Here is a 23,199-nt window from a genome sequence, read left to right on the forward strand (position 1 = left end):
CGCCGACGGCCCGCACACGGGATTCGGATTGGTCCATCCGAACGGGCCGATATTGGCCACGCGGCAGACCGCCGCCGACCCATAGTCTCCGATCGTGACTCGCACCGGCCTCTCCGTCGCCCAGGGCGCCGCTCTCACGCTCGGTGCCGTGCTCGGCACGGGCGTCATCTCGCTCCCCGCCCTCGCGGCCTCCGAGGCCGGGCCCGCCTCGCTCGTCGCGTGGATCGCCCTCATCGTGCTCTCGGTGCCGCTCGCCGCCACCTTCGCCGCGCTCGGCGCCCGCCACCCCGACGGGGGCGGCGTGTCGACGTACGCCCGGCTCGCCTTCGGCGAGCACGTCTCCACCATGGTCGGCTGGGCGTTCTACCTGACCATCGGCGTCGGCGCTCCCGCGGCCGCCGGGTTCGCCGGGTCCTACGTGGCCGACGCCGTCGGCGGTGGCCGCGCGGCCAGCCTCGCCACCACCACCGGGATCGTCGCCCTCGTGACGGTGCTCAACTGGTTCGGCATCAGGATCTCGGGTCGGGTCCAGCTCGGCATCGCCGCGACCATCGCGCTGCTGCTCGCCGTGGCGGTCCTCGTCGCGCTCCCCCACACCCACGCCGCCAACCTGACGCCGTTCGCCCCGCACGGCTGGACGGCCGTGGGCCGCGCCGCCGGGCTTCTGGTCTGGGCGTTCGCCGGCTGGGAGGTCCTGACCTCGCTGTCCGCCGAGTACGCCGACCCGGCCCGCGACATCCGCCGCTCGACGGCCATCGCGCTGGTCGTGGTGGGCGTGCTCTACCTCGGGATCGCGTTCGCCACGGTGGCGGTCCTCGGTCCGCACACGGGTCCCGCTCCCCTGTCCGACCTGCTCGTGCTCGGCTTCGGCGGCGGCGCCCGTCCGGTGACGACCGTCGTCGCGGTGCTGCTCACGCTCGGGGCGGTCAACGCCTACTTCGCCGGCGGCTCGCGGCTGGGCGCGGCGCTCGCCCGCGACGGCGGACTGCCGCGCGTCCTGGCCGCCGGGAGCGGCTCGGGCGAGGTGCCGCGGCGGGCGCTGGCCGTCATCGCCGTGACCGCGTTCGGCACGATCGCGACGATGGCGGTGTTCGGCCTGTCCACGGACGCGCCCCTCCTGCTCGCCACCGGGACGTTCGCCTTCATCTACGTCGTCGGCTCCGCCTCCGCGCTGCGCCTCCTCCCGCGCCGTACGCCGGCCTGGTGGTGCGCCCTGGTGTCGCTGGTCGCCGCCCTCGCACTCCTGGCGATGACCGGGACGCACGTCGTCGGGCCGCTGCTGTTCGCCGCCGGCGGGCTGGTGTGGACGGTCGTCAGGCGGAGGTCCACCCCGCGGCCCGGGCCAGTCGCGCCAGTCCCGGCCTGATCGCCTCGGTGAGCGCTGCGCCGTAGCCGAGCACCACGCCGTCGCGCCCGGCACCGATCCGGTGCTGACCGATGGTGTCGACGGCCACGCCGGCGGCCAGCGCCCGCTCCGCGAGCCCGGACGGGACCTCGGCGAACGCGGCGAGGTGGAGCCCCGCGGCCGATGGGACGACCTCCACCGGCATCCCGGCCAGCGCGTCGAGGACGAGCTCGCGACGCTCGGCGTAGACCTTCGCGGCCCGGCGGACGTGCCGCGCCAGCAGCCCCTCCTCGAGGAAGCGCGCCAGCGCGGCCTGCGGCTGGGTCGAGCCGAACCCGTCGGTGAGCTGCTTCGCGGCCAGCAGCGCGTCCATCACGCTGGCCGGCGCCACCAGGTAGCCGGCGCGCAGGCTCGGCAGCAGCGACTTCGAGAACGTGCCGACGTAGATCACGCGGCCGCCCTCGTCGAGCGCGTGGAGCGGCTCGAGCGGTCGCTGGCTGAAGCGGAACTCGCTGTCGTAGTCGTCCTCGACCACCGCCGCGTCACGGCTGGCGGCGAAGGCGAGCAGCTGCCGGCGGCGGGCCAGGCTCAGCGCGACGCCGAGCGGGAACTGGTGGCTCGGCGTCGTGTAGACCAGCCGGGTCTCGTCGGGCAGCTCGTCGACGACGAGCCCTTCGCCGTCCACCCGGACCGGCACGACCCTCGCACCGTGGGAGGCGAACAGGTCGCGCGCCGAGGCATAGCCGGGGTCCTCGACCGCGACGACGTCACCGGGCTCGACGAGCACCCGCGCGACCAGGTCGAGAGCCTGCTGGGTGCCGCTGGTCACGACCACCTCGTCGGGGTCGGCACGAACGCCGCGCCCGTAGGCGACCGACCGGGCGATCGCCTCGCGCAGCCGGGGCAGGCCGGCCGGGCCGCCGTAGGCCCCGGGATGGTGTCCGTGCAGCCGCGACTCGGCGGCGAGGATGCGGCGCCATGTGTCGAAGGGGAACAGCGAGGCGTCCGGGATCCCCACCCGGAAGTCGTAGACCGGCACCGCGCTCTCGCCGCTCACGGGGACCGGCGCCCACCGCCAGCCGGGGCGTGGCCGCACCGCTCCCGTCGCGTAGCGCGACGGCGTCGCAGCGACCGCGCTGACGAACGTGCCGGCGCCGACCCGGGCGTCGAGGAACCCCTCGGCGACCAGCCGCTCGTAGACCGTCGCCACGGTGGTGCGAGAGATCCCCAGGTCGCCGGCCAGCGCGCGACTCGCCGGCAGCCGGTCGCCAGGGGCCAGCCGTCCGTCACGCACCGCGTCGCGCAGCGCGCGGTAGAGCGCGCCGGCCCGGTCGCCGCGATCGCTGAGGTCGAGGACGAGATCCACGGGCACACCTTGCCCGAGAACACCGACGATCGCGCAGGATGTGCCCATGACCACCGATCCCCTGGGCGCCGTCGAGTGGCCGCTGCGCACCGACCGCCTCACCCTGCGACGCGGCACGGAGCCGGACCTGGAGGCGATCTGGGCCTACCGTCGGGACCCGGCCGTCACCCGTTGGCTCTCCGCCGCGCCCGGCACGCTGGCCGAGCACCGGGCCTCCTTCATCGAGCGCGGTCACCTCGACCAGATGATCATGGTGGAGCGGGACGGCACCGTCGTCGGTGACACGATGATCAGGATCGAGGACGCCTACGCCCAACACGAGATCGCCGAGCGGGCCCGCGGGACGCAGGCGGAGCTGGGATGGACGCTCGACCCGGCGTACGGCGGCCGCGGCTATGCGACGGAGGCGGTCCGCGCCCTCGTCGACCTCTGCTTCGGGCCGCTGGGGCTGCGTCGGGTCGTCGCGCTGTGCTTCGCCGACAACGAGCCGTCGTGGCGGCTGATGGAGCGGCTCGGCATGCGCCGCGAGCAGCACCTGGTCAGGGAGTCCCTGCACCGGTCGGGCGAGTGGGTCGATGCCTACGGCTACGCCCTCCTGGCCGAGGAGTGGCCGAGGTAGCTACGTCAGCCGGCCGCCGTAGTTGGGGAGCATGAAGCCGCGCTCGTAGTAGCCACCGTAGAACGCCAGCTGGTGACTGGAGATGTTGGCGGTGACGGTGTAGCCGCGTGCCGAGATCGCCTGGCGGCACCGCTGCTTGGCGACCCTGACCCGCACGCCTCGCGGGCGTCCGCAGAGGCCGTTCCACTCGAAGCCGGCCCTCCGGAGCGGGCCGACGAGCCGCCGGACCTCCCTGTTGGGGCGGCCGGTCACGAAGAAGACGGCCATGCCGAGGGCGCGGGCCTGCCGGGCGACCGACAGCGTCGGCCGGGCGACCGACAGCGTCGGCCGGACGCCCTTCGGCCAGTCGTAGTGGGTGGCCAGGGCGACGTTGTCGATCCCGAGGACGATGGCCAGGCGGCCGCCCTGACGTGCGCGTGCGGCCAGGTAGGGGTGCACGGCTCTCAACGAGCGGGAGACGTCGCGGAGCCACACCGCCTTCGGCGGCAGCCCGTGTGCCGGCCCCGGTGGGCGTGCGCCAGGTGCCCGCCCGCAGGTGCGGAGGCGGAGGCGGGCAGGGCGACCGTCAGCGGCGCGAGCGCGCCGACGGCGAGGACGAGGGCCGCGATGCGACCGCGCCCGGGCATGGTCGTGTTGTTCATGTCTGCTCTCGGTGAGGGGTGGCGGCTAGACGTACGGCCGGCGGCGACCGGGTCTGAGCAGTTCGGGCCGCTGGGATCGGCAGCCGTACGCCGGCCGCTGTCGGTGCCGTGCGCAAAGATGGCGGCATGCCCTTGCAGCGCTTCAGTGAGCCCACCCGTGTGTGGTTCTCGGCTGCGTTCGCGGAGCCCACGCCCGCCCAGCAGGGCGCGTGGGAGGCGATCAGCAAGGGGCGTCACGCGCTCGTCGTGGCGCCGACCGGCTCCGGCAAGACGCTGAGCGCGTTCATGTGGGCCGTCGACCGGCTCTTGACCGAGCCGCCGCCGGAGAAGGCGAAGCGGACCCGCGTGCTCTACGTCAGCCCGCTCAAGGCGCTGGCCGTCGACGTCGAGCGCAACCTGCGCACCCCGCTGGTCGGCATCCGCCAGACCGCGGAGCGGCTCGGGGTCTCGACGCAGGAGGTCCGCGTCGGCGTCCGCTCGGGCGACACGCCGGCCAACGAGCGGCGCAGGCTCACCACTGCGCCGCCCGACATCCTCATCACCACGCCCGAGTCGCTGTTCCTCATGCTGACCAGCCGGGCCCGCGAGTCGCTGCGCGGTGTCGAGACGGTCATCCTCGACGAGGTGCATGCCGTCGCCGGCACCAAGCGGGGCGCCCACCTCGCCCTCACCCTCGAGCGGCTCGACGACCTGCTCGAGCGGCCGGCCCAGCGGATCGGCCTGTCAGCCACCGTGCGCCCGCTCGAGGAGGTGGCCCGCTTCCTCGGCGGCAGCCGTCCGGTCGAGATCGTCGCGCCGCCCGCCGACAAGCGCTGGGACCTCCAGGTCGTGGTGCCGGTCGAGGACATGACCGCCCCGGAGGACTACGACGAGGAGTCCGACGACCCGCAGCGGAGCAGCTCCCTCTGGCCCCACGTCGAGGAGCGCGTCGCCGACCTCATCGGCCGGCACCGGTCGACCATCGTCTTCGCCAACTCCCGCCGGCTCGCCGAGCGGCTCACCGCGCGTCTCAACGAGATCGCGTCGGGCGTCGACCGCGACGGCGCGCCCCCGGCCGAGCTGATGGCGCAGTCGGGGCAGAGCCACGGCGCCGGCGCCGTCATCGCCAAGGCCCACCACGGGTCGGTGTCCAAGGAGCAGCGGGCCCTCATCGAGGACGACCTCAAGGCCGGCCGGCTGCCGGCCGTCGTCGCGACCAGCAGCCTCGAGCTGGGCATCGACATGGGTTCGGTCGACCTCGTCGTCCAGATCGAGTCGCCGCCCAGCGTGGCCAGCGCGCTGCAGCGCGTCGGCCGGGCCGGACACCAGGTCGGCGAGGTCTCCCGCGGCATCCTGTTCCCCAAGCATCGCGGCGATCTCGCCCAGACGGCCGTCGCCGTCGAGCGGATGCGGACCGGGGCGATCGAGTCGCTGAGCGTCCCGGCCAACCCGCTGGACGTCCTCGCCCAGCAGATCGTCGCCGCGACGGCCATGGACGAGTGGCGCGCGGAGGAGCTGTTCGAGCTGGTCAGGCGCGCGGCGCCGTACTCGTCGCTGCCACGGAGCGCCTTCGACGCGACCCTCGACCTGCTGGCGGGCCGCTACCCCAGCGACGAGTTCGCCGAGCTGCGGCCGCGGATCGTCTGGGACCGGGTCACCGACACGCTGACCGGCCGGCCCGGTGCTCAACGCCTCGCCGTGACCAGCGGCGGCACGATCCCCGACCGGGGCCTGTTCGGCGTCTACCTCGCCGCCGGTGAGGGTCCGGGTCGCCGGGTGGGCGAGCTCGACGAGGAGATGGTCTACGAGTCACGGGTGGGCGACGTGTTCGCGCTCGGTGCCACCAGCTGGCGCATCGAGGACATCACCCACGACCGGGTGCTCGTCACGCCGGCACCGGGCGTCCCCGGGCGGCTGCCGTTCTGGAAGGGCGACAGCCTCGGCCGACCGGCGGAGCTCGGCGAGGCGATCGGCGCGTTCACCCGCGAGCTGGCCGCGCTACCGCCCGCGAGGGCCGAGGCGCGCGCCCGGGAGGGCGGCCTGGACGAGTGGGCCGCCGGCAACCTGGTCTCCTACCTCACCGAGCAGGGCGAGGCCACGCGGGTGCTCCCGAGCGACACGACGCTGCTGGTCGAGCGGTTCCGCGACGAGCTCGGCGACTGGCGGCTGGTCGTCCACTCCCCCTACGGCACCCCGGTGCACGCCCCCTGGGCGCTCGCGATCAACGCCCGGCTGCGGGAGCGCTACGGCGTCGACGGGCAGGCGGTCGCCTCCGACGACGGCATCGTCATCCGGATCCCGGACACCGAGGCGGAGCCGCCCGGAGCCGACGTCGTCGTGTTCGACCCGGCCGAGATCGAGGACGTCGTCACGACCGAGGTCGGCGGGTCGGCGCTGTTCGCCAGCCGGTTCCGCGAGTGCGCGGCACGCGCCCTGCTGCTCCCCCGCCGCGACCCGGGGCGGCGCAGCCCGCTGTGGCAGCAGCGGCAGCGGTCGGCGGCCCTGCTGGAGGTGGCGGCGCAGTACCCCTCCTTCCCGATCGTCCTCGAGGCGGTCCGTGAGTGCCTGCGCGATGTCTACGACCTGCCGTCTCTCGTCGCGCTGCTGCGCCGGGTCGAGCGCCGCGAGGTGCAGGTCGTCGACGTGGCCACGACCGCGCCGTCGCCCTACGCGCGAACCCTGCTGTTCGGCTACGTCGCCCAGTTCATGTACGAGGGAGACTCCCCGATCGCGGAGCGGCGGGCGGCCGCGCTCACCCTCGACCAGGGTCTGCTCGCCGAGCTGCTCGGGCGGGCCGAGCTGCGCGAGCTGCTCGACCCCGACGTGCTCGCCGAGCTCGAGGCCGAGCTGCAGCGCCTGGCGCCCGACCGGCGGGCCCGGGGCGCCGAGGGCGTGGTCGACCTCATCCGCCTGCTCGGCCCGCTGACGACCGAGGAGGTGCGGGACCGGTCGGCCCCCGAGGCGGCCGCGTGGATCGACGACCTCGTCGCCGCCCGCCGCGTCGTGCCTGTGCGGGTGGCCGGCGAGGAGCGCTGGGCGGTCGTCGAGGACGTCGGCCGGCTGCGTGACGGCCTCGGCGTGGCGGTGCCGCCCGGCGTGCCGGCGGTTTTCCTCGAACCGGTCGACGACCCGCTCGGTGACCTCGTGTCGCGCTACGCCCGGACGCACGGGCCGTTCACCGCCGACGAGGTGGCGGCCCGGCTCGGGCTCGGGGTCGCCGTCGTGCGTCACACGCTGCAGCGGCTCGAGGCGCGCGGCCGTGTGCTCGACGGCGAGTTCCGGCCGGCCGCCACGATGGGGTCGACCGGGGTCGGCGGCCAGGAGTGGTGCGACGCCGACGTGCTGCGCACGCTGCGCCGCCGTTCGCTCGCCCGGCTGCGGCACGAGATCGAGCCGGTGGAACCGGCGACGCTCGGCCGCTTCCTACCCGCGTGGCAGCGGGTGTCGGCGAGCTCCAAGGGGCTGCGCGGCATCGACGGCGTCCTGGGCGTCGTCGACCAGCTCGCCGGCTGCCCGGTCCCGGCGAGTGCATTGGAACCGCTGGTGCTGGCCGCACGGGTGGTGGACTACGAGCCCTCCTACCTCGACGAGCTCACCGCGAGCGGCGAGGTGCTGTGGGCGGGGCACGGTCCGCTACCCGGTGCCGACGGCTGGGTCTCGCTCCACGCCGCCGACACCGCCGAGCTCACCCTCCCCGAGCCGGAGCCGCTCGACGGCCTCGACCACCGCGACGCCGAGCTCGCCGAGGCAGTCCTGCAGGCGCTCGCGCCCGGTGGCGCATGGTTCTTCCGGCAGCTCTCGGACGCGGTCGGCTCCCAGGATGACGCTCGCCTCAGCGCAGTGCTGTGGCACCTCGCCTGGACCGGCCGGATCGGCAACGACACGCTGGCTCCGCTGCGGGCGCTCACCGGCTCGGGCACCCCCGCGCACCGGACCCGCCGCCAGCCGCCGCGTGCCCGGCTCAGCGGTGGTCGAGCCCGGATGCCGGCCCGGACGGGGCCGCCCGAGACGGCCGGTCGCTGGGCGCTGCTGCCCGAGATCGATCCCGATCCGACCCGGCGCGCCCATGCCGCGGCCGAGCGCCTGCTCGAGCGGCACGGCGTCGTCACGCGCGGCGCGGTCGTCAGCGAGCGGGTCCCCGGCGGGTTCGCGGCCGTCTACAAGGTGCTGAGCGCCTTCGAGGACTCCGGCCGAGCCCGGCGCGGTTACTTCGTGGAGGGGCTGGGCGCCGCCCAGTTCGGCACTGCCGGATCCGTCGACCGGCTGCGCACCTACAGCCGTCCCGCCGACGACGGTGCCAAGCCGGTGGCGGTGGCGTTGGCGGCGACCGACCCGGCCAACCCCTACGGCGCCGCGCTGCCGTGGCCGGCCTCGACCCCGCGACAGGCTCAGGACGGCGCAGGCACGACCGGCCCGGCGGGACACCGGCCCGGGCGCAAGGCCGGCGCCCTCGTCGTCCTCGTCGACGGCGAGCTGGTGCTCTACGTCGAGCGCGGCGGGCGCACCCTGCTCACCTGGAGCGAGGAGCCCGAGCGGCTCGACCCGGCCGCCGGGGCGCTCGCAGAGGCCGTACGCCGAGGTGCGCTCGGCCGGCTGACGGTGGAGCGTGCCGACGGCGACCGCCTGCTCGGCGCCGGGGACACGCCGCTGCGGCACGCGCTGCAGTCGGCCGGCTTCGTCGCGACACCGAAGGGGCTGCGGATCAGCGATGCCCGAAGGTGACGCCGTCCTCCGCACGGCGCGCCGGCTCGACCGGGCGCTGACCGGTGGTGTGCTCACCCGCACCGACGTACGGGTGCCCCGCTACGCCACCGTCGACCTGGCCGGGCAGCCGGTCACGGGGACCGTCACCCGCGGCAAGCACCTGCTGACCCGCATCGGCGCCGACTGGACGCTGCACACGCACCTGAAGATGGATGGGTCGTGGGCGACCCTGCGTCCCGGGCAGCGGTGGCCGAAGCCGGCCCACATGGCGCGCGTGGTCCTCGAGACCGATGCGACGCAGGCGGTCGGGTTCCTGCTCGGCATCGTGGAGGTGCTCCCCCGCGCCGGGGAGGAGGAGGCGGTCGGGCACCTCGGCCCCGACCTCCTCGGCGCCGACTGGGACGAGGACGAGGCCGTGCGCCGTCTGCTGACCCACCCCGACGAGCCGGTGTTCGACGCGCTGCGCGACCAGACCAGCCTGGCCGGCCTCGGCACGATCTGGGCGGCCGAGACCGGCTTCACGATGGGCATCCACCCGATGACACGGGTCGGCGACGTGCCCGACCTGGTGCGAACGGTCCGGGTGGCCAGGCTCAAGCTGCAGCAGGCGATGGAGCGACCGGGTCCGCTGGCGGTCTACGGCCGCGAGCGGGCGGTCTGCCGGCGGTGCGGGACGCCGATCCGCCGCATCGAGATGGGCGGGCGCGAGGGCAGGCCGCGGCCGGCGTACTTCTGCCCCAACTGCCAGCCTGCGCGGTGACGCGGAGCTCAGGCGGCGGAGGCGACGACCTCGGCGCCGGCGGCGCGCACCGGGATGGGCGTCGGTGCGATGGCGGCCTCCTCGACGGCGACCGCGTGGGAGACCTGACGCAGGACGTCGGAGAGGCGCACGTCGAGGGCGCCGCACAGCGAGGCGAGCAGCTCGGAGGAGGCCTCCTTCTGACCGCGCTCGATCTCGGAGATGTAGCCGAGGCTGACGCGAGCCTCCGCGGAGACCTCGCGCAGCGTCATGCCGCGCTCCACCCGCTGCGCGCGGAGCACGTCGCCGAGAAGTCGACGGAACAGCACCATGCGGACTGCCTCCTCACATCGGGCCGCGTCGGGCCTTGTCCTGCTGCCACCGCAGGGTGACCCTGCGCTGACGTTGCCCCAACGCTACCTGAGAGCAGTCTGTTCCCGCAGGCGCACCTCCAGCGCGGCGAGGACCGCCTCGCAGGAGGCCTCCTGGATCTCGGTGCGGTCCCCGTCCAGCTCCACGAGCTCGGAGGTGACGAACCCCGGCCCGGCGATCCCGACGTAGACCGTGCCCGCCGGCTTGCCCTCTTGCGCGTCCGGCCCGGCGACCCCCGTGGTCGACAGTCCGTACGTCGCCCCGGTCATCGCCCGGACGCCGCTGGCCATGGCCTCGGCGCACTCGGCCGAGACGACCCCGTGCTCCTCCACGATCTCCTCGTCGACGCCCAGCATCGAGGTCTTCAGCGGGGTCGCGTAGGTGACCGCGCCACCGAGGAACGTCTCCGAGATCCCCGGCACGTCGGTGAAGCGGACCGCCAGCCGACCACCGGTGAGCGACTCGGCGGTGGAGACCGTGCCGCCCTCGGCACGGAGCAGCAGGTGGACGCGCTTCGCCAGGTCTGTCACGTCGCCGATGCTAGCGACGGCTGGAAGGGGCCCGGGCCGGGCACCACCGGCCCGGGCCCCGAGATCACTGACCGGCCGGGTTCGTCACCGTCAGGGTGAAGGTGTCCGTGCCGGGGAGCACCCGGCCGCCACCCGAGTAGGCGGCGGTCAGGGTGTAGGTGCCGCGCTTGTAGGACTTCTTCGCGAGCGTGACGACCGTCCGGCCGTCGACCAGCGTGCCCGTGCCGACGACCTGGTCGCCGTCGAGCACCGACACGGTGCCGGTCGGCACGACGCCGTCTGCCGTCACGGTGATCGCGACCTCCGCGGCGGCCTTGCTGAAGACGACGGTGGTGTCCGCGGCGTCGACGGTCGGCGTGTAGGAGATCTCCGGCAGGTCGACACCGATCACCTCGGGGTCGTGGTCCGAGGCGCGGAACGGGCTGTCGTCGTAGAGCAGCGTGGCGTTGTAGTTGTAGCGGCTGTACTCGTAGGCCACCGACTCCTGGGCGTTGATCTGCCACACGTCGACGCCCGTGACCCAGGCCTTGGCGGCCGGGCTGGCGAAGACGTGGTCGAGAGAGCCGTCCATGCCGTCGAAGGAGTACGTCGACTCTCCGCCGTTGAAGGCGCCGTTGAGCTCGGTGTAGCCGGCCCCCTCGAGGACCTGGATCGGGTCCTCCTGCGAGTAGGCGTTGAAGTCGCCGGTCAGGAACACCTTGTCGGTGTGGAGGTCGCCGGCGACGCCGTTCGCGAAGCCGACCAGGGCGTTGGCCTGGTCGACGCGGTCGGGGTTGGAGTTGCCCTGGCCGGTGCCGTCGTCGACGCCGGAGCCCTTCGACTTGAAGTGGTTGACGATGACCGCGAAGGCGTCGCTGTCGGGAGCGCCGGCACGCTTGAAGCCCTGCGCGAGGGGCTCGCGGGCGGAGGCGAACGGCTGGGAGCCGACGAGGACGTGCGAGGCACCGACCAGCGTCACCGCGGCGGGCTTGTAGATGAACGCGGTCCGGATGACGTCCTGCTCGGCCAGCGACGGCAGGTCGGCCGCTGCGGGCGACGGCGCGAAGGCCCACACCTGCGAGCCGGCCTCGGCGTTGAGCGCGTCGACCAGGGTGGAGAGCGCGTAGTCGCGGTCCTTGCCGAACTTCACCGAGTTCTCGATCTCCTCGAGGGAGACGATGCTCGCGCCGAGGGTGTTGATCGCGTGCACGATCTTGTCCTGCTGGCGCTTGAGGTTCGCGGCGTCGGCCGCGCCGCGCGGGCCGTCGCCGGCGCCGGTGGACGCGTAGCCGCACTGGTTGGTGGCGATGTTGTTGCCGGCCCGGTCGGTGTAGAACGTGCACTTGCCGCCCAGCTGGTTGACGAACTCGTCACCGGTGGTCGGGAAGTAGTTGAGCACGTTGAAGGTGGCGATCCTGATGTCTCCGCCGACCTGCTTCGGGGCCAGGTTGTCGGCCCGCGTGTCGGAGAACGACACCACGTCGTCGCCCGTGCCGGTCACCTGGGCGAGCGGCTCGAGGGTCCACTGCGCGGGGTCCCCGGAGACCGTGCCGCTGGTCTCCTTCTTCCGGAAGTCGAGGATCACCGGCTGGTGGAAGGTGGCGGAGGCGCCGACCCGCACGGAGTGGTCGAGCGTCAGCCACGGCATCGGCGTGTTCTTGCCGGTCGTGTTGGTGAAGAAGTCACCGGAGTAGCCGTCGTCGAGGGCGATCGCCCGCGCCGCGTTGTCCGCCTTGGCCGCGGCGATCGCGGCGGCGTCCTGCGCATCGGCCACCTCGGTCGGCGTGACGAGGGGGTGGTCGCCGACGGCGAGACCGAAGGTGCCCGAGACGTTGGTGTCGTAGTTGTCGGACACGGTGAACTTCAGCGCGGTCGGGTCGACGACCTCGCTCTCGTGGGCCTCCTTCTCGGCGTCGGTGTCGAGCGCAGACCAGTCGCTCACCGCAAGCGGCGTGACCTCGCCGAGCGATGTCGGCAGCACCGCGAGGTTGTCGGTCACCGGCGTGTTGACGGAGAACTCGGTCAGGCCGTTGAACTCCTGGACCCGGCCGGTGATCCGCACGCTGTCGCCTCGGTGCACGAGGGCCGCGGCCTGCGAGCCGAAGACGAAGATGCCGTCGGAGGCACCGGGCGTGTCGGGCGTCCCCGGCGTCTGGAGGTAGAAGCCGTTGAAGGAGCCCGAGCCGGTGTAGGTGGCCGTCACGACACCCTGGGTGGTGAGGTTCTGGGTGCCGAGCGCGCCCGCGGCGCCGGCGTACGGCGAGGTGTCGGTGGTCCCCTCGATCTGGGCGATCGTGGCGTCGATCGGAGCGGTCGGCGGCGGCTCGTCCCCTCCACCGCCCGGCGTTCCGCTGTTGGTCGGCGTCGGCGCAGCAAGAGCGAAGTCGGCGGAGTTGTCGTTGGTGTCGATCCCGCCGGCCGTGCGGTTGAGCGACTGGGTGGCGGTGGCCGCCGACTTGGTGGCGGCCTTCTCGAAGCTGCTCGCGCCGGTCGCGCCCACGAAGTCGACGAGCCCGGTCGTCGTGCTGACGTCGCCGGACGTCGCGATGACCGCGGTGCCCTGCTGCAGCGCCACCTGGCCACCGGCCGCCGCCATGTTGAAGCCGGCGGTCGCGTCGGGCGTGGGCAGCGCCGCGCCGTTGCTGCCCGCGCCGCTCATCTGGATCAGCCAGTGCCCGTGGGCGGGCACCGAGCCCGAGAGCGCGAACGGCGATCCGCCCGAGCCGCCGCTGGCCGACCGGTAGTGGACCGCGAGTCCGCTGAGGGACAGCGCCGAGGCGGTCGGGTTGTAGAGCTCGACGAAGTCGGCGTTGTAGACGGCGCCGTTGTTGCCGCCCGCGCCGTAGACCTCGCTGATGACGAGCCCGGTGCCGCCCGGGTTGGCGTGCGCGGGCGAGGAGACGAGGAGGGGGGTGAGGGCGGTGACGGCGAGGCCGCCGAGCGCGGCGGCGATGCCGACGCGGCGTGAGGACGACATGGGTTCTCCGAGGTTTGACGTAGTGGTCGTGGTCGGCCTTCGTCGGGGCCGCTGCCGGCCCCGACGAAGGTGGTCCTGGTGCTACTTCTTGCTGGCGACCGGGATCGTGACGGTCGTACCGCTGGGCTGCGCGACGAGCGTGAGCACGCCGTCCTTGACCTGGGCCGGGAGGTCGAAGGACACGCTGGCCGCGCCACCCGACACCGTCGCGGTGCCGACCTTCACCAGCGAGCCGTGCCCGCGGTCGGCCGTGATGGCCAGCGTGGTGTTGGCCGGGCTACCGGCCGACGTCAGGTCGAGCTTGCTGAGCGTGAACTCGTAGTGCTGCTTGGCGCCGACCGCTGCGGGCAGGCCCGTGGCCGCCACCTGCTGGCGGGCGAAGTCGGGCGCCAGGTGCGGGTGGCTCTGCAGGTAGGAGATCCACAGGTCACGGTCGACGAGGCCGGTGTCGTGCGGGGTGCCCTCCGTGAACGCGCCGAAGTTGTCGCCGCCGGTGCCGAGGAAGCTGAACGTCGAGACCGTGTAGGTCGCGTCGGGGTCGAGCGGCTGGCCGTTGATCGTGACCGACGTGATGTGCGACCCGGCCGACGCGTTGGGGTCGTAGGTGACCTGGACGTTGTCCGAGAGCCCGAGCGCCAGGAACGGACGCGACGAGCCGGCGGGCTGCCACTGCTGCTCGAGCACCTTCTTCAGCGAGGAGCCCTTGAGGTCGACGAGCCAGATGTTGTTGACGAACGGCAGCACGTTGTTGGCCTCGGCGTAGGTCACGACGCCGTCGGTGTTCGCGGGGTTCGTCGACGTGTCGCCGGCGTAGAGGAGCTCCGCGCGCAGGCCGCCGGGGTTGACGATGCCGAGGTCGGCCTTGCCGATGTCGGACGGGATGCCGTCGCGGAGCGCGTTGCCGACGAGGTCACCGAGCGTCGACTCGCTGCCGCGGTCGTCGCGGTTGCCGGTGCCGCCGGCCGCGGGCGGCTGGGACGGGTTCGGCAGCGCCGTCGTGATGTCGCCCGTGACCGAGCCCACCGGCTGGTTGCCGATGGCGGCCGCGTTCGCGAGCGCGGCGTCGACGGTCGTCTTGACCTGGCTGAGCACCGGGTACTTGGCGATCAGGTCGGCGTCGGGCGTGGTCACCCGGGCGACGTTCTGCTTGGTGTAGGAGAGGACGTGCTTCGTGGCCGGGTCGACCGTCAGCTGGATGTTGCCGACGTTGTCGCCGTAGTTGCCGGTCTGGAGCAGCGGCCGGGTCGGCAGGTCACCCCCGGTGACCGGGGCGTCCCAGGCGTAGACCTGGTGCGTGTGGCCCTGGAAGACGGCGTCGACCTTCGGGGAGAGGTTGAGCGCCATGTCCCGGAACTCGCCGTTCTGCAGCACCTGCTCCTCGTACGACGACCCGGCGCCCTTGATCGCGCCCGCGTGGACCGTCGCCACGAGGACGTCGGCCTCGCCGTTCGCCGGATTGCCGTCGGTCAGCTCGTCGGCGACCCGGTTGATCGCCGGGACGATCGGCCCGAAGTCGAGGTCGGCGATGCCGCCCGGGCTGACCAGCGACTTGGTCTCCTCGGTGACGGCGCCGATGACGCCGACCTTGATGCCGCCGACGTCCTTGATGAACGCCTCGGGGAGCACCGGGTTCTGGGTGCCCTTGGCGTAGACGTTGGCGCCGAGGTAGTCCCAGCTGGCGTTGGAGCCGCCGGCGATGATGCGGTCGCGCAGGTCCGCCCAGCCCTTGTCGAACTCGTGGTTGCCGACCGAGGAGGCGTCCAGGCCGAGCTCGTTGAGGACGTCGATGGTCGGCTGGTCGTTGGCGGTCGCCGACGCGAACTCGGAGGCGCCCACCAGGTCGCCGGCGCCGACGAACAGCGTGTCGGCCGCCGTGCCGCGGGCCTTCACCTGCTCCACGGTTCCCGCCCACTTGACGGTGTTGGCGTTGATCCGACCGTGGAAGTCGTTGATGCCGACCAGGTTGACGACGACCGGGTCGGCGGCGTCGGCGGCGGACGTGGTGACGATGCTCAGGCCGGCCGCGCCGAGGGCCAGACCGAGGGTGCTCGCTGCGAGGCGAGCGGGGGTACGACGGGACATGACGCCTCCGAGGGATGGAGCAAGAAGGCTCGTGCGTCCCGCCCGAGCCTCGTATGACTGGGCGACCCTACGACGGCTCGGCGCTGCTGCGTATCCCCCAGGTGAACGAACTTTTAACGTGCCGACGACATTCGGCGTCGGCCCTCGGCAGGTCTTGCCGATGCCGGCTCGGGGCCCCCCGGGCTACGCGCAGCTAGGCGGAGCGGATCGCGTGGCGCTGCTTCCACACATTCGCGTAGAACTCGTAGCCCGACCAGAGGGTGAGCGCCACGGCGACCGCCAGGCAGGCCTGGAAGGCGTAGAACAGGACCTCGCCCGGCACGTGGAACCAGTCGGCGAGGTCGGGGTCGCGCAGCGGGAGGCACAGCCCGGCGAGGGCGACGGCCTGGACGGTCGTCTTGATCTTGCCGAGCTGATCGGCCGCCATGACCACCTTGCTCAGGATGGACAGGCGCAGCAGCGTCACGCTCCACTCGCGCAGGAGGACGACGATGGTGACCCACCACCAGACGTCGCCCACGATCGACAGGCCGATGAACGCCATGCCGGTCATCGCCTTGTCGGCGATCGGGTCGGCGATCTTGCCGAAGTTCGTGATCAGGTTGTGCTTGCGCGCGATGTCGCCATCGATCTTGTCGGTGATCATGGCGACGCAGAAGATGAACCACGCGAGCAGCCGCAGCCAGGCGTCCTCGCCGCCCTGGGCCAGCAGGGCCCAGCCGAAGAACGGCACCAGGACGATCCGGAGCGTGGTCAGGACATTGGGAACGTTGAGGTTGCTGGCCTGGGTCTCGGTCATCGGTGCGGTCCTCACACGGCCTTCGCGACCAGGTCGACGCCGTCGGTCGCCACGACCTCGGCCCGGACGATGTCGCCGACCGTCGCGGTCGACTCCAGCAGCAGGGTGGTCCCGTCGACCTCGGGGCCCTGGTGGGCCGCCCGGCCGACCGTCCCCTCGTCGACGGTCTCGACCAGCACGTCGACGTACTCGCCGATGCGCTCCTCCGCTCGCTGCGCGTTCAGCTCCTCGACGAGCGCCTGGACGTGCTCGAAGCGGGCGCGGACCTCGTCCTCGTCGAGCTTGAGCTCGTCGGGGAAGGCGGCCGCCTCGGTGCCGTCCTCGTCCGAGTAGCCGAACACGCCGGTGACGTCGAGCCGGGCCGCGACGAGGAAGTCGCAGAGGATCTCGAGGTCCTGCTCGGTCTCGCCCGGGAAGCCGACGATGACGTTGGAGCGGACGCCGGCGGTCGGTGCCAGCGAGCGCACGGTGTCGAGGAGCCCGAGGAAGCTGTCGGGGTCGCCGAACCGTTTCATCCGCCGCAGCACCGCGTTGCTGGCGTGCTGGAAGGAGAGGTCGAAGTAGGGCGCGACGCCTGGCGTGGAGGCGATGGCCTGGACCAGCCCGGGGCGCGTCTCGGCCGGCTGCAGGTAGGAGACGCGGACCCGCTCGATGCCGTCGACGGCCGCGAGCTCGGGCAGCAGCGCCTCGAGCAGCCGCAGGTCGCCGAGGTCCTTGCCGTACGACGTCGAGTTCTCGCTCACCAGGAAGAGCTCCTTGACACCCTGCCGCGCGAGCCACTGCGCCTCGTGGAGGACGTCGCTCGGGCGGCGGCTGACGAAGGACCCGCGGAAGCTGGGGATCGCGCAGAAGGTGCAGCGCCGGTCGCAGCCGCTGGCCAGCTTGAGCGGCGCCCACGGGCCGTCGTCGAGGCGGGCGCGGAGATCGTCGAAACCGGGCGTCGAGACGGCCGAGGCGTCCCGCTCCGCCGGGGAGATCGGGAGCAGCAGGCGGCGGTCCTGCGGCGTGTGCGGGTGGTGCGCCTCACCGCTGACGATCGCCCGCAGCTTGGCGGCGATGTCGGGGTAGTCGTCGAAGCCGAGCACCGCGTCGGCCTCGGGCAGGCTGTCGGCGAGCTCCTTGCCGTAGCGCTCGGCCATGCAGCCGACGGCGACGACGGCCTGGGCCTTGCCGGAGTCCTTCAGGTCGGCCGCCTCGAGCAGCGTGTCGACGGAGTCCTTCTTGGCCTGCTCGACGAATCCGCACGTGTTGACGACGACGGTGTCCGCCTCGGACGGGTCGCTCACGAGCCGGAAGCCGCCGGCGGCAAGCCGACCGGCCAGCTCCTCGGAGTCCACCTCGTTGCGGGTGCAGCCCAGGGTCACGAGGGCGACGGAGAGGTCCACGGAGTGCTGAGTGTCAGTCGTCATGATCGGGGTTCACGATAGCCGTGCGGGCCGCCGGGACGTTCATCCCAACGCCCCGCAGGCGGGTGAGCGAGCTCAGTCGGCGGTGTAGGTCTGCTGGGCGGCCTGACCGGTCTTGCCGACCGGCGCCGCCTTGCCGCCGTCGACGGCGACCGTCGTCGAGCCGTCGGAGGCCTGGATCCGCACGGGCGGCGAGGCCCGCAGCGTCTTCGACTCGCCGAAGGCCAGCGAGCCGGAGAAGACCACGTCGCCGCTGCCATCCCGTACGACGACCTCGGCTCCCCCGCCGGCGGCGCTGATCGTCACGGGGACGGCCGGGGCGAGCTTGCCGTAGGGGTTCGACGTACCGGCCGAGCCGCTGCCCAGGCTGGGTGCCGGCGGCGGGGTGGTGGAGGAGCCGTCCAGGACGAGCCGCGCGATCGACCAGGCCAGCACGATCGCCATGACGGCGGCGACCAGCACCGACCAGTTCGGACCGCCCTTCATGCGGCGGATCGGGCCACCCGCACCCGTGGCCAGCTCGGACTCGAAGACGCGGCGCGGGTCGATGGGGGCGTCGGCGTAGGTGGCGTCGTAGTGCTGGAGCAGCGGCGGGGCGTCGATGCCGAGGACCCGCGCAAGGGTGCGCAGGTGCCCGCGGGCGTAGAAGTCGCCGCCACAGGGGCCGAAGTCGTCGACCTCGATGGCCTCGATGACGTGCGGACGGATCCGGGTGCGCTCGGCGAGCTGGTCGACCGAGAGGCCGATCCGGGTGCGGGCGGCCGCGAGCTCGGGGCCGATGACCGGCTCGGCGGCCGGCGTCGGGCCGAGGTCCTCGACGACGAGCGGCTCGACCGGTTCCCCCGGCTTCGCGATCGGCGTCACGCCCTCGTCGTGACCGCCGAGCCAGCCGAAGAAGGGGCGGTGCAGGTGCCCGGCCTCCGGCAGCGCGGCGTCGCCCTCGTCGTCGGTCTCGGACGGGTCCAGCTTGAGAGCGTTGGCGCCGATCGTCGAGAAGTCGCGGGTCACCTCGGCGCGGACGGCGACGGTCGGCTCGCGCAGCGGCGACGGCGTCGGGCTGGCGACGGCCGGGCGCTCGGCGGTGTCCGTGAGCGGGTCGCGGTCGACCGCGCGGGTCGGCTCGGGCGCGCTCTCGGTGTTCTCGGACATGCTCTCGGACCCGTCGTGGGCAACGGCCGCGTCCTCGACGCCCGGGTCGATCTCCACGATCGTGGTGTCGTCACCGGCGAGGTCGGCGAGCCGCGTGGACAGGTCGCGGCTGCCACCCGCGACGACGGTGGTCAGTCCGAGCGGTACGGCGAACGGGGCACCGTAGAGCCTCTGCGAGAGCGTCGCGTGGCGCCGACCGGCGGCGGGCAGCGCCGCCATCTGGGCGTCGTCGTCCTGGGGCAGCAGCACGAGCCGGCCGTCGCGCCACCAGGAGCGGCGCGGCAGGTGCTCGACCTCGTCGAGCTCCCGCCACGGGATGCCCTGCCAGACCCGGCCGAGACGGACGCGGACGCCGTGGTCGTCGGCGACCAGCAGCGGCGTGCGCGCGTCCCACGCGCTCCACAGCTGGGCGCCGGCGATCGCCAGCAGGACCAGCCCGAGCGCGAGGTCGACGACGCCGTGGTGGCGGACGAGGAAGGCCAGCGCGAGGACGCCGGCGACACCGCCGACGACCGCGGCCAGCCGCCCGTTGCGGCCGATCTGGATGTCGCTCACAGTGCCTCCCCGTTCACTCGCAGCTCGGCCACAGCCTCGCCTTTGAACACCAAGTACAGGCCGCAGTGGCCTCGCGCTTCGCTCACATCTCCCCCTGAAGCGTTGCGATCACACTGTCCAGCTCGTCGGGCTTGACGAGCACGTCTCGTGCCTTCGAGCCCTCGCTCGGGCCGACGACGCCGCGGCTCTCCATGATGTCCATGAGACGACCGGCCTTCGCGAAGCCGACCCGCAGCTTGCGCTGCAGCATCGAGGTCGAGCCGAACTGCGTCGACACGACCAGCTCGACCGCCTGGACGACCAGCTCGAGGTCGTCGCCGATGTCGTCGTCGAGCTCCCTCTTCGACGCGGCGGGCGCCGTCACGTCCTCCCGGTACGACGGCTCCAGCTGCGTCTTGCACGCCTTCACCACCGCGGCGATCTCGCCCTCACCGACCCACGAGCCCTGGACCCGGATCGGCTTGGACGCGCCCATCGGCAGGAACAGGCCGTCACCCTGGCCGACCAGCTTCTCCGCGCCCGGCTGGTCGAGGATGACGCGGCTGTCGCCGAGCGACGACGTCGCGAAGGCGAGCCGCGACGGCACGTTGGCCTTGATGAGGCCGGTGACGACGTCGACCGACGGCCGCTGCGTCGCGAGCACCAGGTGGATGCCGGCCGCACGGGCGAGCTGCGTGATGCGGACGACCGAGTCCTCGACGTCGCGCGGCGCCACCATCATGAGGTCGGCGAGCTCGTCAACGATGACGAGCAGGTAGGGGTAGGGCGCCAGCTCGCGCTCGCTGCCGAGGGGCACCTCGACCTTCCCTGCCCGCACCGCCTTGTTGAAGTCGTCGATGTGGCGGAAGCCGAAGTTGGCGAGGTCGTCGTACCTCATGTCCATCTCGCGCACGACCCACGCCAGCGCCTCGGCGGCCTTCTTCGGGTTGGTGATGATCGGCGTGATCAGGTGCGGCACGCCCTCGTAGGCGTTCAGCTCGACCCGCTTGGGGTCGACCATGATCATCCGCACCTCGTCGGGCGTGGCCCGCATGAGGATCGAGGTGATCAGCGAGTTGATGAACGACGACTTTCCGGAGCCGGTGGCACCGGCCACCAGCAGGTGCGGCATCTTCGCCATGTTGGCGACGACGAAGCCGCCCTCCACGTCCTTGCCGAGGCCGGCGACCATCGGGTGGTGGTCGTTGCGGGCGGTGTTGGAGCGCAGCACGTCACCGAGGGTGACGATCTCCTTGTCGATGTTCGGGATCTCGACACCGACCGCCGACTTGCCGGGGATCGGACTGAGGATCCGGACGTCGGCGCTGGCCACCGCGTAGGCGATGTTCTTCTGGATGTTCGTGATCTTCTCGACCTTGACGCCCGGGCCGAGCTCGACCTCGTAGCGCGTGACCGTCGGGCCGCGGGTGTAACCCGTGACCGCGGCGTCGATGTTGAACTCGTCGAGCACCTGGGTGAGGCGGCCGACCACGTCGTCGCTGGCCTTGGACCGCGCCTTGTGGGGCGAACCCTGCTTGAGCAGGTCGTTCGCCGGCAGCGTGTAGGTGATGTCGCCGGACAGCGAGAGCTGCTCGACGCGAGGCGGGAGCGGGCTGTGCGGCGGCGGCTCGAGCTCCGTCTTCTCCGCCTTGTCCTGGCGGGCGCCCGGCTTGGCGCGGCGCACCGTCGGCTCGACGGCCTCCGCGGCTGCCTCCACACCCGCCTCGGCGGCCTCGCCCTCCCCCGCGGCGAACGGGTCGTCGGCGAAGAACTGGTCCAGGTCGACCTTCTGGCCGCGGCGCCGACGCTTGCGCATCTCCCGGTCCTCGAGGACCGGGCTGTCGTAGGCCGGGTCGCCCATGTCCGGGTCGATGAACGAGTCGTCCATCTTCCGCTTGCGCCGTGCGATGGGCTGGGTGTCGTGCGGGCCGACGCTGAACTCCTCCGCTTCGTCGTGCTCGCGGCCGAGCGCGCGGTCGCGGAGGGCCGCCAGCTTCTCGGGGACCTGGTAGAGCGGCGTGGACGTCACGACCAGCACGCCGAAGAAGGCGAGCAGGAGCAGCAGCGGGACGACGACGTACGCGGAGCGCAGCAGGTCGAGCAGCAGCGCGCTGACGACGTAGCCGATGGCGCCACCGGCGTCCTGCAGAGCCGCCGCGTTGCCGCCCTGCGGCTGCGGGTTTCCGTTGGCGATGTGCACGATGCCGAGCACCCCGAGGCCGAGCGCGGACCAGCCGATCACCTGGCGGCCGGCCGGACCGGCGCCCTCGGGGTCGCGCATCGTGCGGGCGGCGACGTAGACGAGCGCCAGCGGCACGAGCCAGCCGACCTTTCCGACGCTGCCGGTGACCATGGTGCGGACGAAGCCGAGGATGCCGCCCTCGATGCCGAACCAGACAGCGGCGGCGACGACGACGGCGAGACCGAGCACGAAGAGCCCCGCACCGTCCCGGCGGTGCTCCGGGTCGAGGTCACGGGCGCCGTGCCCGACGCTGCGCGCGATCGAGCCGATCCCGCCCGCGACGGCGAGCCAGATGGCCGCGACGCCCCTGAAGAGGGCGAGGAAGAGGCCGGCGACCGGGCCTCGACCGTTGCGCACGGCGCGGGGCGCTGGGCGCTTCGACGAACCTCGCGCCGCCGGCTTGCGGGCCGTGCGCGAGGTCGATCGCTTCGTGGTGGATCCGGCACTCCGGGCACGCGTGCTGGGAGCTCGTCCCCCCTTCGAGGAGGACGTGCTCTTGCTCCGCGACCCCGGCGGGGAAGACGTACGGGTCGCCATGTGACCAACCTATTTCAGAACCCCACCAGTCACAGGCATCACAAGGGTGCGTGTCGCGGGTGACGGCGGCGTGAAGCGTGGGTACCGGCTGGTTCCATGCACCTACGGATCTGGGAGGGCCCGTGGCCGAGCAGAACGACAGGGATCAGCAGAACGGCGACATGGACGTCCACCACGAGCTGGTGACGCTGCTGATCGAGAAGGTGCGCCGGGATCCTTACCCGTCCACCACGATGATGGACCTCATCGAGGAGATCCTGGCCCCGGAGGACGTCCCGGCGTACGCCGGCGTCCTCATGGAGAAGATCAGGAACGACGAATTCCCGAGCATCGACCTGATGGCTCGAGTTCGTGACCTGACCTGACGAGACCCCGATTCCCCCGTCGGTTTGGGACGAAAGTCCCCGGGTACCGACTCCGCCATGGGCGACAGAGGGATCGCCCAGACCCAGAACAGGGAGCCGCGCACGGCGCGGCTCCGCAAAGGGAGGGACACATGCCTGCGACATCCAGGGTCGCGGCCGCGGTGGCTGCTGGCTATCTGCTCGGTCGGACGAAGAAGCTCAAGCTCGCGATCACCGTCGGAAGCCTGCTGGCGGGCGGCAAGCTGGCCGGCGCCAAGCCCGGCGCGCTGCTCGCGGGCCTCAACGACAACCCCGAGATCAAGAAGCTCGAGGACCAGTTGCGCGGACGCCTCATGGACGCGGCCAAGAGCGCCGCCGTCAACATGGCGACCGCGCGCGTCGAGGCGCTCACCTCGTCGCTGCGCGAGGGCGGCTCGTCGAAGGACGAGGACGAGGGCGAGGAGCCGGAGGACGAGTACGAGGACGAGCCTGAGGACGAGTCGGCTGAGTCCGAGGAGCCCGAGGACGAGTACGAGGACGAGCCCGAGGACGAGGGCGAGCCGGAGGACGAGGCCGGCGAAGAGCCTGAGGACGAGTCGGAGGAGCCCGAGGAGGAGCAGCCCCCGCGCCGGCCGGCGAAGAAGGCCCCCGCCAAGAGGGCACCGGCTACGAAGGCCCCGGCCAAGAAGGCGCCCGCCAAGAAGTCGGCCGCGAAGGCATCGGCCTCCAAGACGTCGTCGGCCGCGAAGAAGGCTCCGGCGAAGACGTCGTCGGCCGCCAAGAAGGCGCCGGCCAAGAAGTCCGCTGCCAAGAAGACGACGGCCAAGAAGTCGACGTCGCGGTCGAGGAGCTGAT

At 72.7% G+C, this 23,199-nt stretch carries 16 protein-coding genes; 6 read left to right on the top strand and 10 right to left on the bottom strand.

Annotated elements, in window-relative coordinates:
• Positions 1–94: 94 nt before the first annotated feature.
• On the top strand, positions 95–1,366 hold the full coding sequence (locus tag QDS12_RS16980; protein ID WP_279881112.1) for an amino acid permease: 1,272 nt from the start codon (positions 95–97) through the stop codon (positions 1,364–1,366).
• Here QDS12_RS16980 and QDS12_RS16985 read toward each other — a convergent pair.
• Positions 1,314–2,711 (bottom strand): PLP-dependent aminotransferase family protein, encoded by a 1,398-nt coding sequence (locus QDS12_RS16985; protein WP_279881114.1) that lies wholly within the window; start codon positions 2,709–2,711, stop codon positions 1,314–1,316. The two genes, QDS12_RS16980 and QDS12_RS16985, sit on opposite strands and share 53 nt — an antisense overlap.
• A 46-nt stretch (positions 2,712–2,757) precedes the next feature.
• Between QDS12_RS16985 and QDS12_RS16990 the strand changes: the two genes are divergently transcribed.
• Positions 2,758–3,330 carry a GNAT family protein gene (locus QDS12_RS16990; RefSeq protein ID WP_279881116.1) on the top strand — a complete coding sequence of 191 codons (573 nt, stop codon included), beginning with the start codon at positions 2,758–2,760 and terminating at the stop codon, positions 3,328–3,330.
• Here the strand turns inward: QDS12_RS16990 and QDS12_RS16995 are convergent, their stop codons facing one another.
• Entirely contained in the window at positions 3,331–3,768 is a 438-nt protein-coding gene (locus tag QDS12_RS16995; protein ID WP_279881118.1) for an HAD family acid phosphatase, read from the bottom strand.
• Positions 3,769–4,097: 329 nt separating this feature from the next.
• Between QDS12_RS16995 and QDS12_RS17000 the strand changes: the two genes are divergently transcribed.
• Positions 4,098–8,672, top strand: coding sequence for an ATP-dependent helicase (locus QDS12_RS17000; protein WP_279881120.1), 4,575 nt, complete (start codon positions 4,098–4,100; stop codon positions 8,670–8,672).
• A complete protein-coding gene (locus QDS12_RS17005) occupies positions 8,659–9,414 on the top strand; it encodes a DNA-formamidopyrimidine glycosylase family protein (protein ID WP_279881122.1) in 756 nt (251 codons plus the stop codon). The genes QDS12_RS17000 and QDS12_RS17005 overlap by 14 nt, the downstream gene beginning before the upstream one ends.
• Before the next feature lie 8 nt (positions 9,415–9,422).
• Here QDS12_RS17005 and QDS12_RS17010 read toward each other — a convergent pair whose 3' ends face one another.
• The 8 genes from QDS12_RS17010 to QDS12_RS17045 form a co-directional block, all read right to left on the bottom strand.
• On the bottom strand, positions 9,423–9,725 hold the full coding sequence (locus tag QDS12_RS17010) for a helix-turn-helix transcriptional regulator (protein ID WP_279881124.1): 303 nt from the start codon (positions 9,723–9,725) through the stop codon (positions 9,423–9,425).
• 84 nt (positions 9,726–9,809) lie between these two features.
• The gene (locus QDS12_RS17015) at positions 9,810–10,295 is read right to left on the bottom strand and encodes a CinA family protein (RefSeq protein WP_279881127.1); all 486 of its coding nucleotides are present in this window, start codon (positions 10,293–10,295) and stop codon (positions 9,810–9,812) included.
• A gap of 64 nt (positions 10,296–10,359) precedes the next feature.
• Positions 10,360–13,251: an ExeM/NucH family extracellular endonuclease gene (locus QDS12_RS17020; protein ID WP_279881128.1), complete on the bottom strand. Its 2,892-nt coding sequence runs from the start codon at positions 13,249–13,251 to the stop codon at positions 10,360–10,362.
• Between the two features lie 81 nt (positions 13,252–13,332).
• Entirely contained in the window at positions 13,333–15,333 is a 2,001-nt protein-coding gene (locus QDS12_RS17025; protein ID WP_279881130.1) for a 5'-nucleotidase C-terminal domain-containing protein, read from the bottom strand.
• A 193-nt stretch (positions 15,334–15,526) separates the two neighbouring features.
• Positions 15,527–16,132 carry a CDP-diacylglycerol--glycerol-3-phosphate 3-phosphatidyltransferase gene (pgsA, locus tag QDS12_RS17030; protein ID WP_279881133.1) on the bottom strand — a complete coding sequence of 202 codons (606 nt, stop codon included), beginning with the start codon at positions 16,130–16,132 and terminating at the stop codon, positions 15,527–15,529.
• A gap of 11 nt (positions 16,133–16,143) precedes the next feature.
• Entirely contained in the window at positions 16,144–17,541 is a 1,398-nt protein-coding gene (gene rimO, locus QDS12_RS17035; protein WP_279881135.1) for a 30S ribosomal protein S12 methylthiotransferase RimO, read from the bottom strand.
• A gap of 72 nt (positions 17,542–17,613) precedes the next feature.
• The gene (locus QDS12_RS17040; RefSeq protein ID WP_279881137.1) at positions 17,614–19,242 is read right to left on the bottom strand and encodes a helix-turn-helix domain-containing protein; all 1,629 of its coding nucleotides are present in this window, start codon (positions 19,240–19,242) and stop codon (positions 17,614–17,616) included.
• Positions 19,243–19,324: 82 nt separating this feature from the next.
• Entirely contained in the window at positions 19,325–22,000 is a 2,676-nt protein-coding gene (locus QDS12_RS17045; RefSeq protein WP_279881138.1) for a DNA translocase FtsK, read from the bottom strand.
• 122 nt (positions 22,001–22,122) lie between these two features.
• Between QDS12_RS17045 and QDS12_RS17050 the strand changes: the two genes are divergently transcribed.
• Both QDS12_RS17050 and QDS12_RS17055 read left to right on the top strand, forming a co-directional pair.
• Positions 22,123–22,365 (top strand): hypothetical protein, encoded by a 243-nt coding sequence (locus QDS12_RS17050; RefSeq protein WP_279881139.1) that lies wholly within the window; start codon positions 22,123–22,125, stop codon positions 22,363–22,365.
• A gap of 131 nt (positions 22,366–22,496) precedes the next feature.
• Positions 22,497–23,198: a hypothetical protein gene (locus tag QDS12_RS17055; protein ID WP_279881140.1), complete on the top strand. Its 702-nt coding sequence runs from the start codon at positions 22,497–22,499 to the stop codon at positions 23,196–23,198.
• The last annotated feature ends 1 nt before the right edge of the window (position 23,199 follow it).

Source organism: Nocardioides sp. CER19, assembly GCF_029846275.1.
Taxonomy (GTDB): Bacteria; Actinomycetota; Actinomycetes; order Propionibacteriales; family Nocardioidaceae; genus Nocardioides.

Bases quoted from the DNA above. Each gene is read 5' to 3' on its own strand.
- QDS12_RS16990 (WP_279881116.1), top strand. From the start codon at position 2,758: ATGACCACCGATCCCCTGGGCGCCGTCGAGTGGCCGCTGCGCACCGAC.
- QDS12_RS17000 (WP_279881120.1), top strand. From the start codon at position 4,098: ATGCCCTTGCAGCGCTTCAGTGAGCCCACCCGTGTGTGGTTCTCGGCT.
- QDS12_RS17005 (WP_279881122.1), top strand. From the start codon at position 8,659: ATGCCCGAAGGTGACGCCGTCCTCCGCACGGCGCGCCGGCTCGACCGG.
- QDS12_RS17010 (WP_279881124.1), bottom strand. From the start codon at position 9,725: ATGGTGCTGTTCCGTCGACTTCTCGGCGACGTGCTCCGCGCGCAGCGG.
- QDS12_RS17020 (WP_279881128.1), bottom strand. From the start codon at position 13,251: ATGTCGTCCTCACGCCGCGTCGGCATCGCCGCCGCGCTCGGCGGCCTC.
- QDS12_RS17025 (WP_279881130.1), bottom strand. From the start codon at position 15,333: ATGTCCCGTCGTACCCCCGCTCGCCTCGCAGCGAGCACCCTCGGTCTG.
- pgsA (WP_279881133.1), bottom strand. From the start codon at position 16,132: ATGACCGAGACCCAGGCCAGCAACCTCAACGTTCCCAATGTCCTGACC.
- rimO (WP_279881135.1), bottom strand. From the start codon at position 17,541: ATGACGACTGACACTCAGCACTCCGTGGACCTCTCCGTCGCCCTCGTG.
- QDS12_RS17045 (WP_279881138.1), bottom strand. From the start codon at position 22,000: ATGGCGACCCGTACGTCTTCCCCGCCGGGGTCGCGGAGCAAGAGCACG.
- QDS12_RS17055 (WP_279881140.1), top strand. From the start codon at position 22,497: ATGCCTGCGACATCCAGGGTCGCGGCCGCGGTGGCTGCTGGCTATCTG.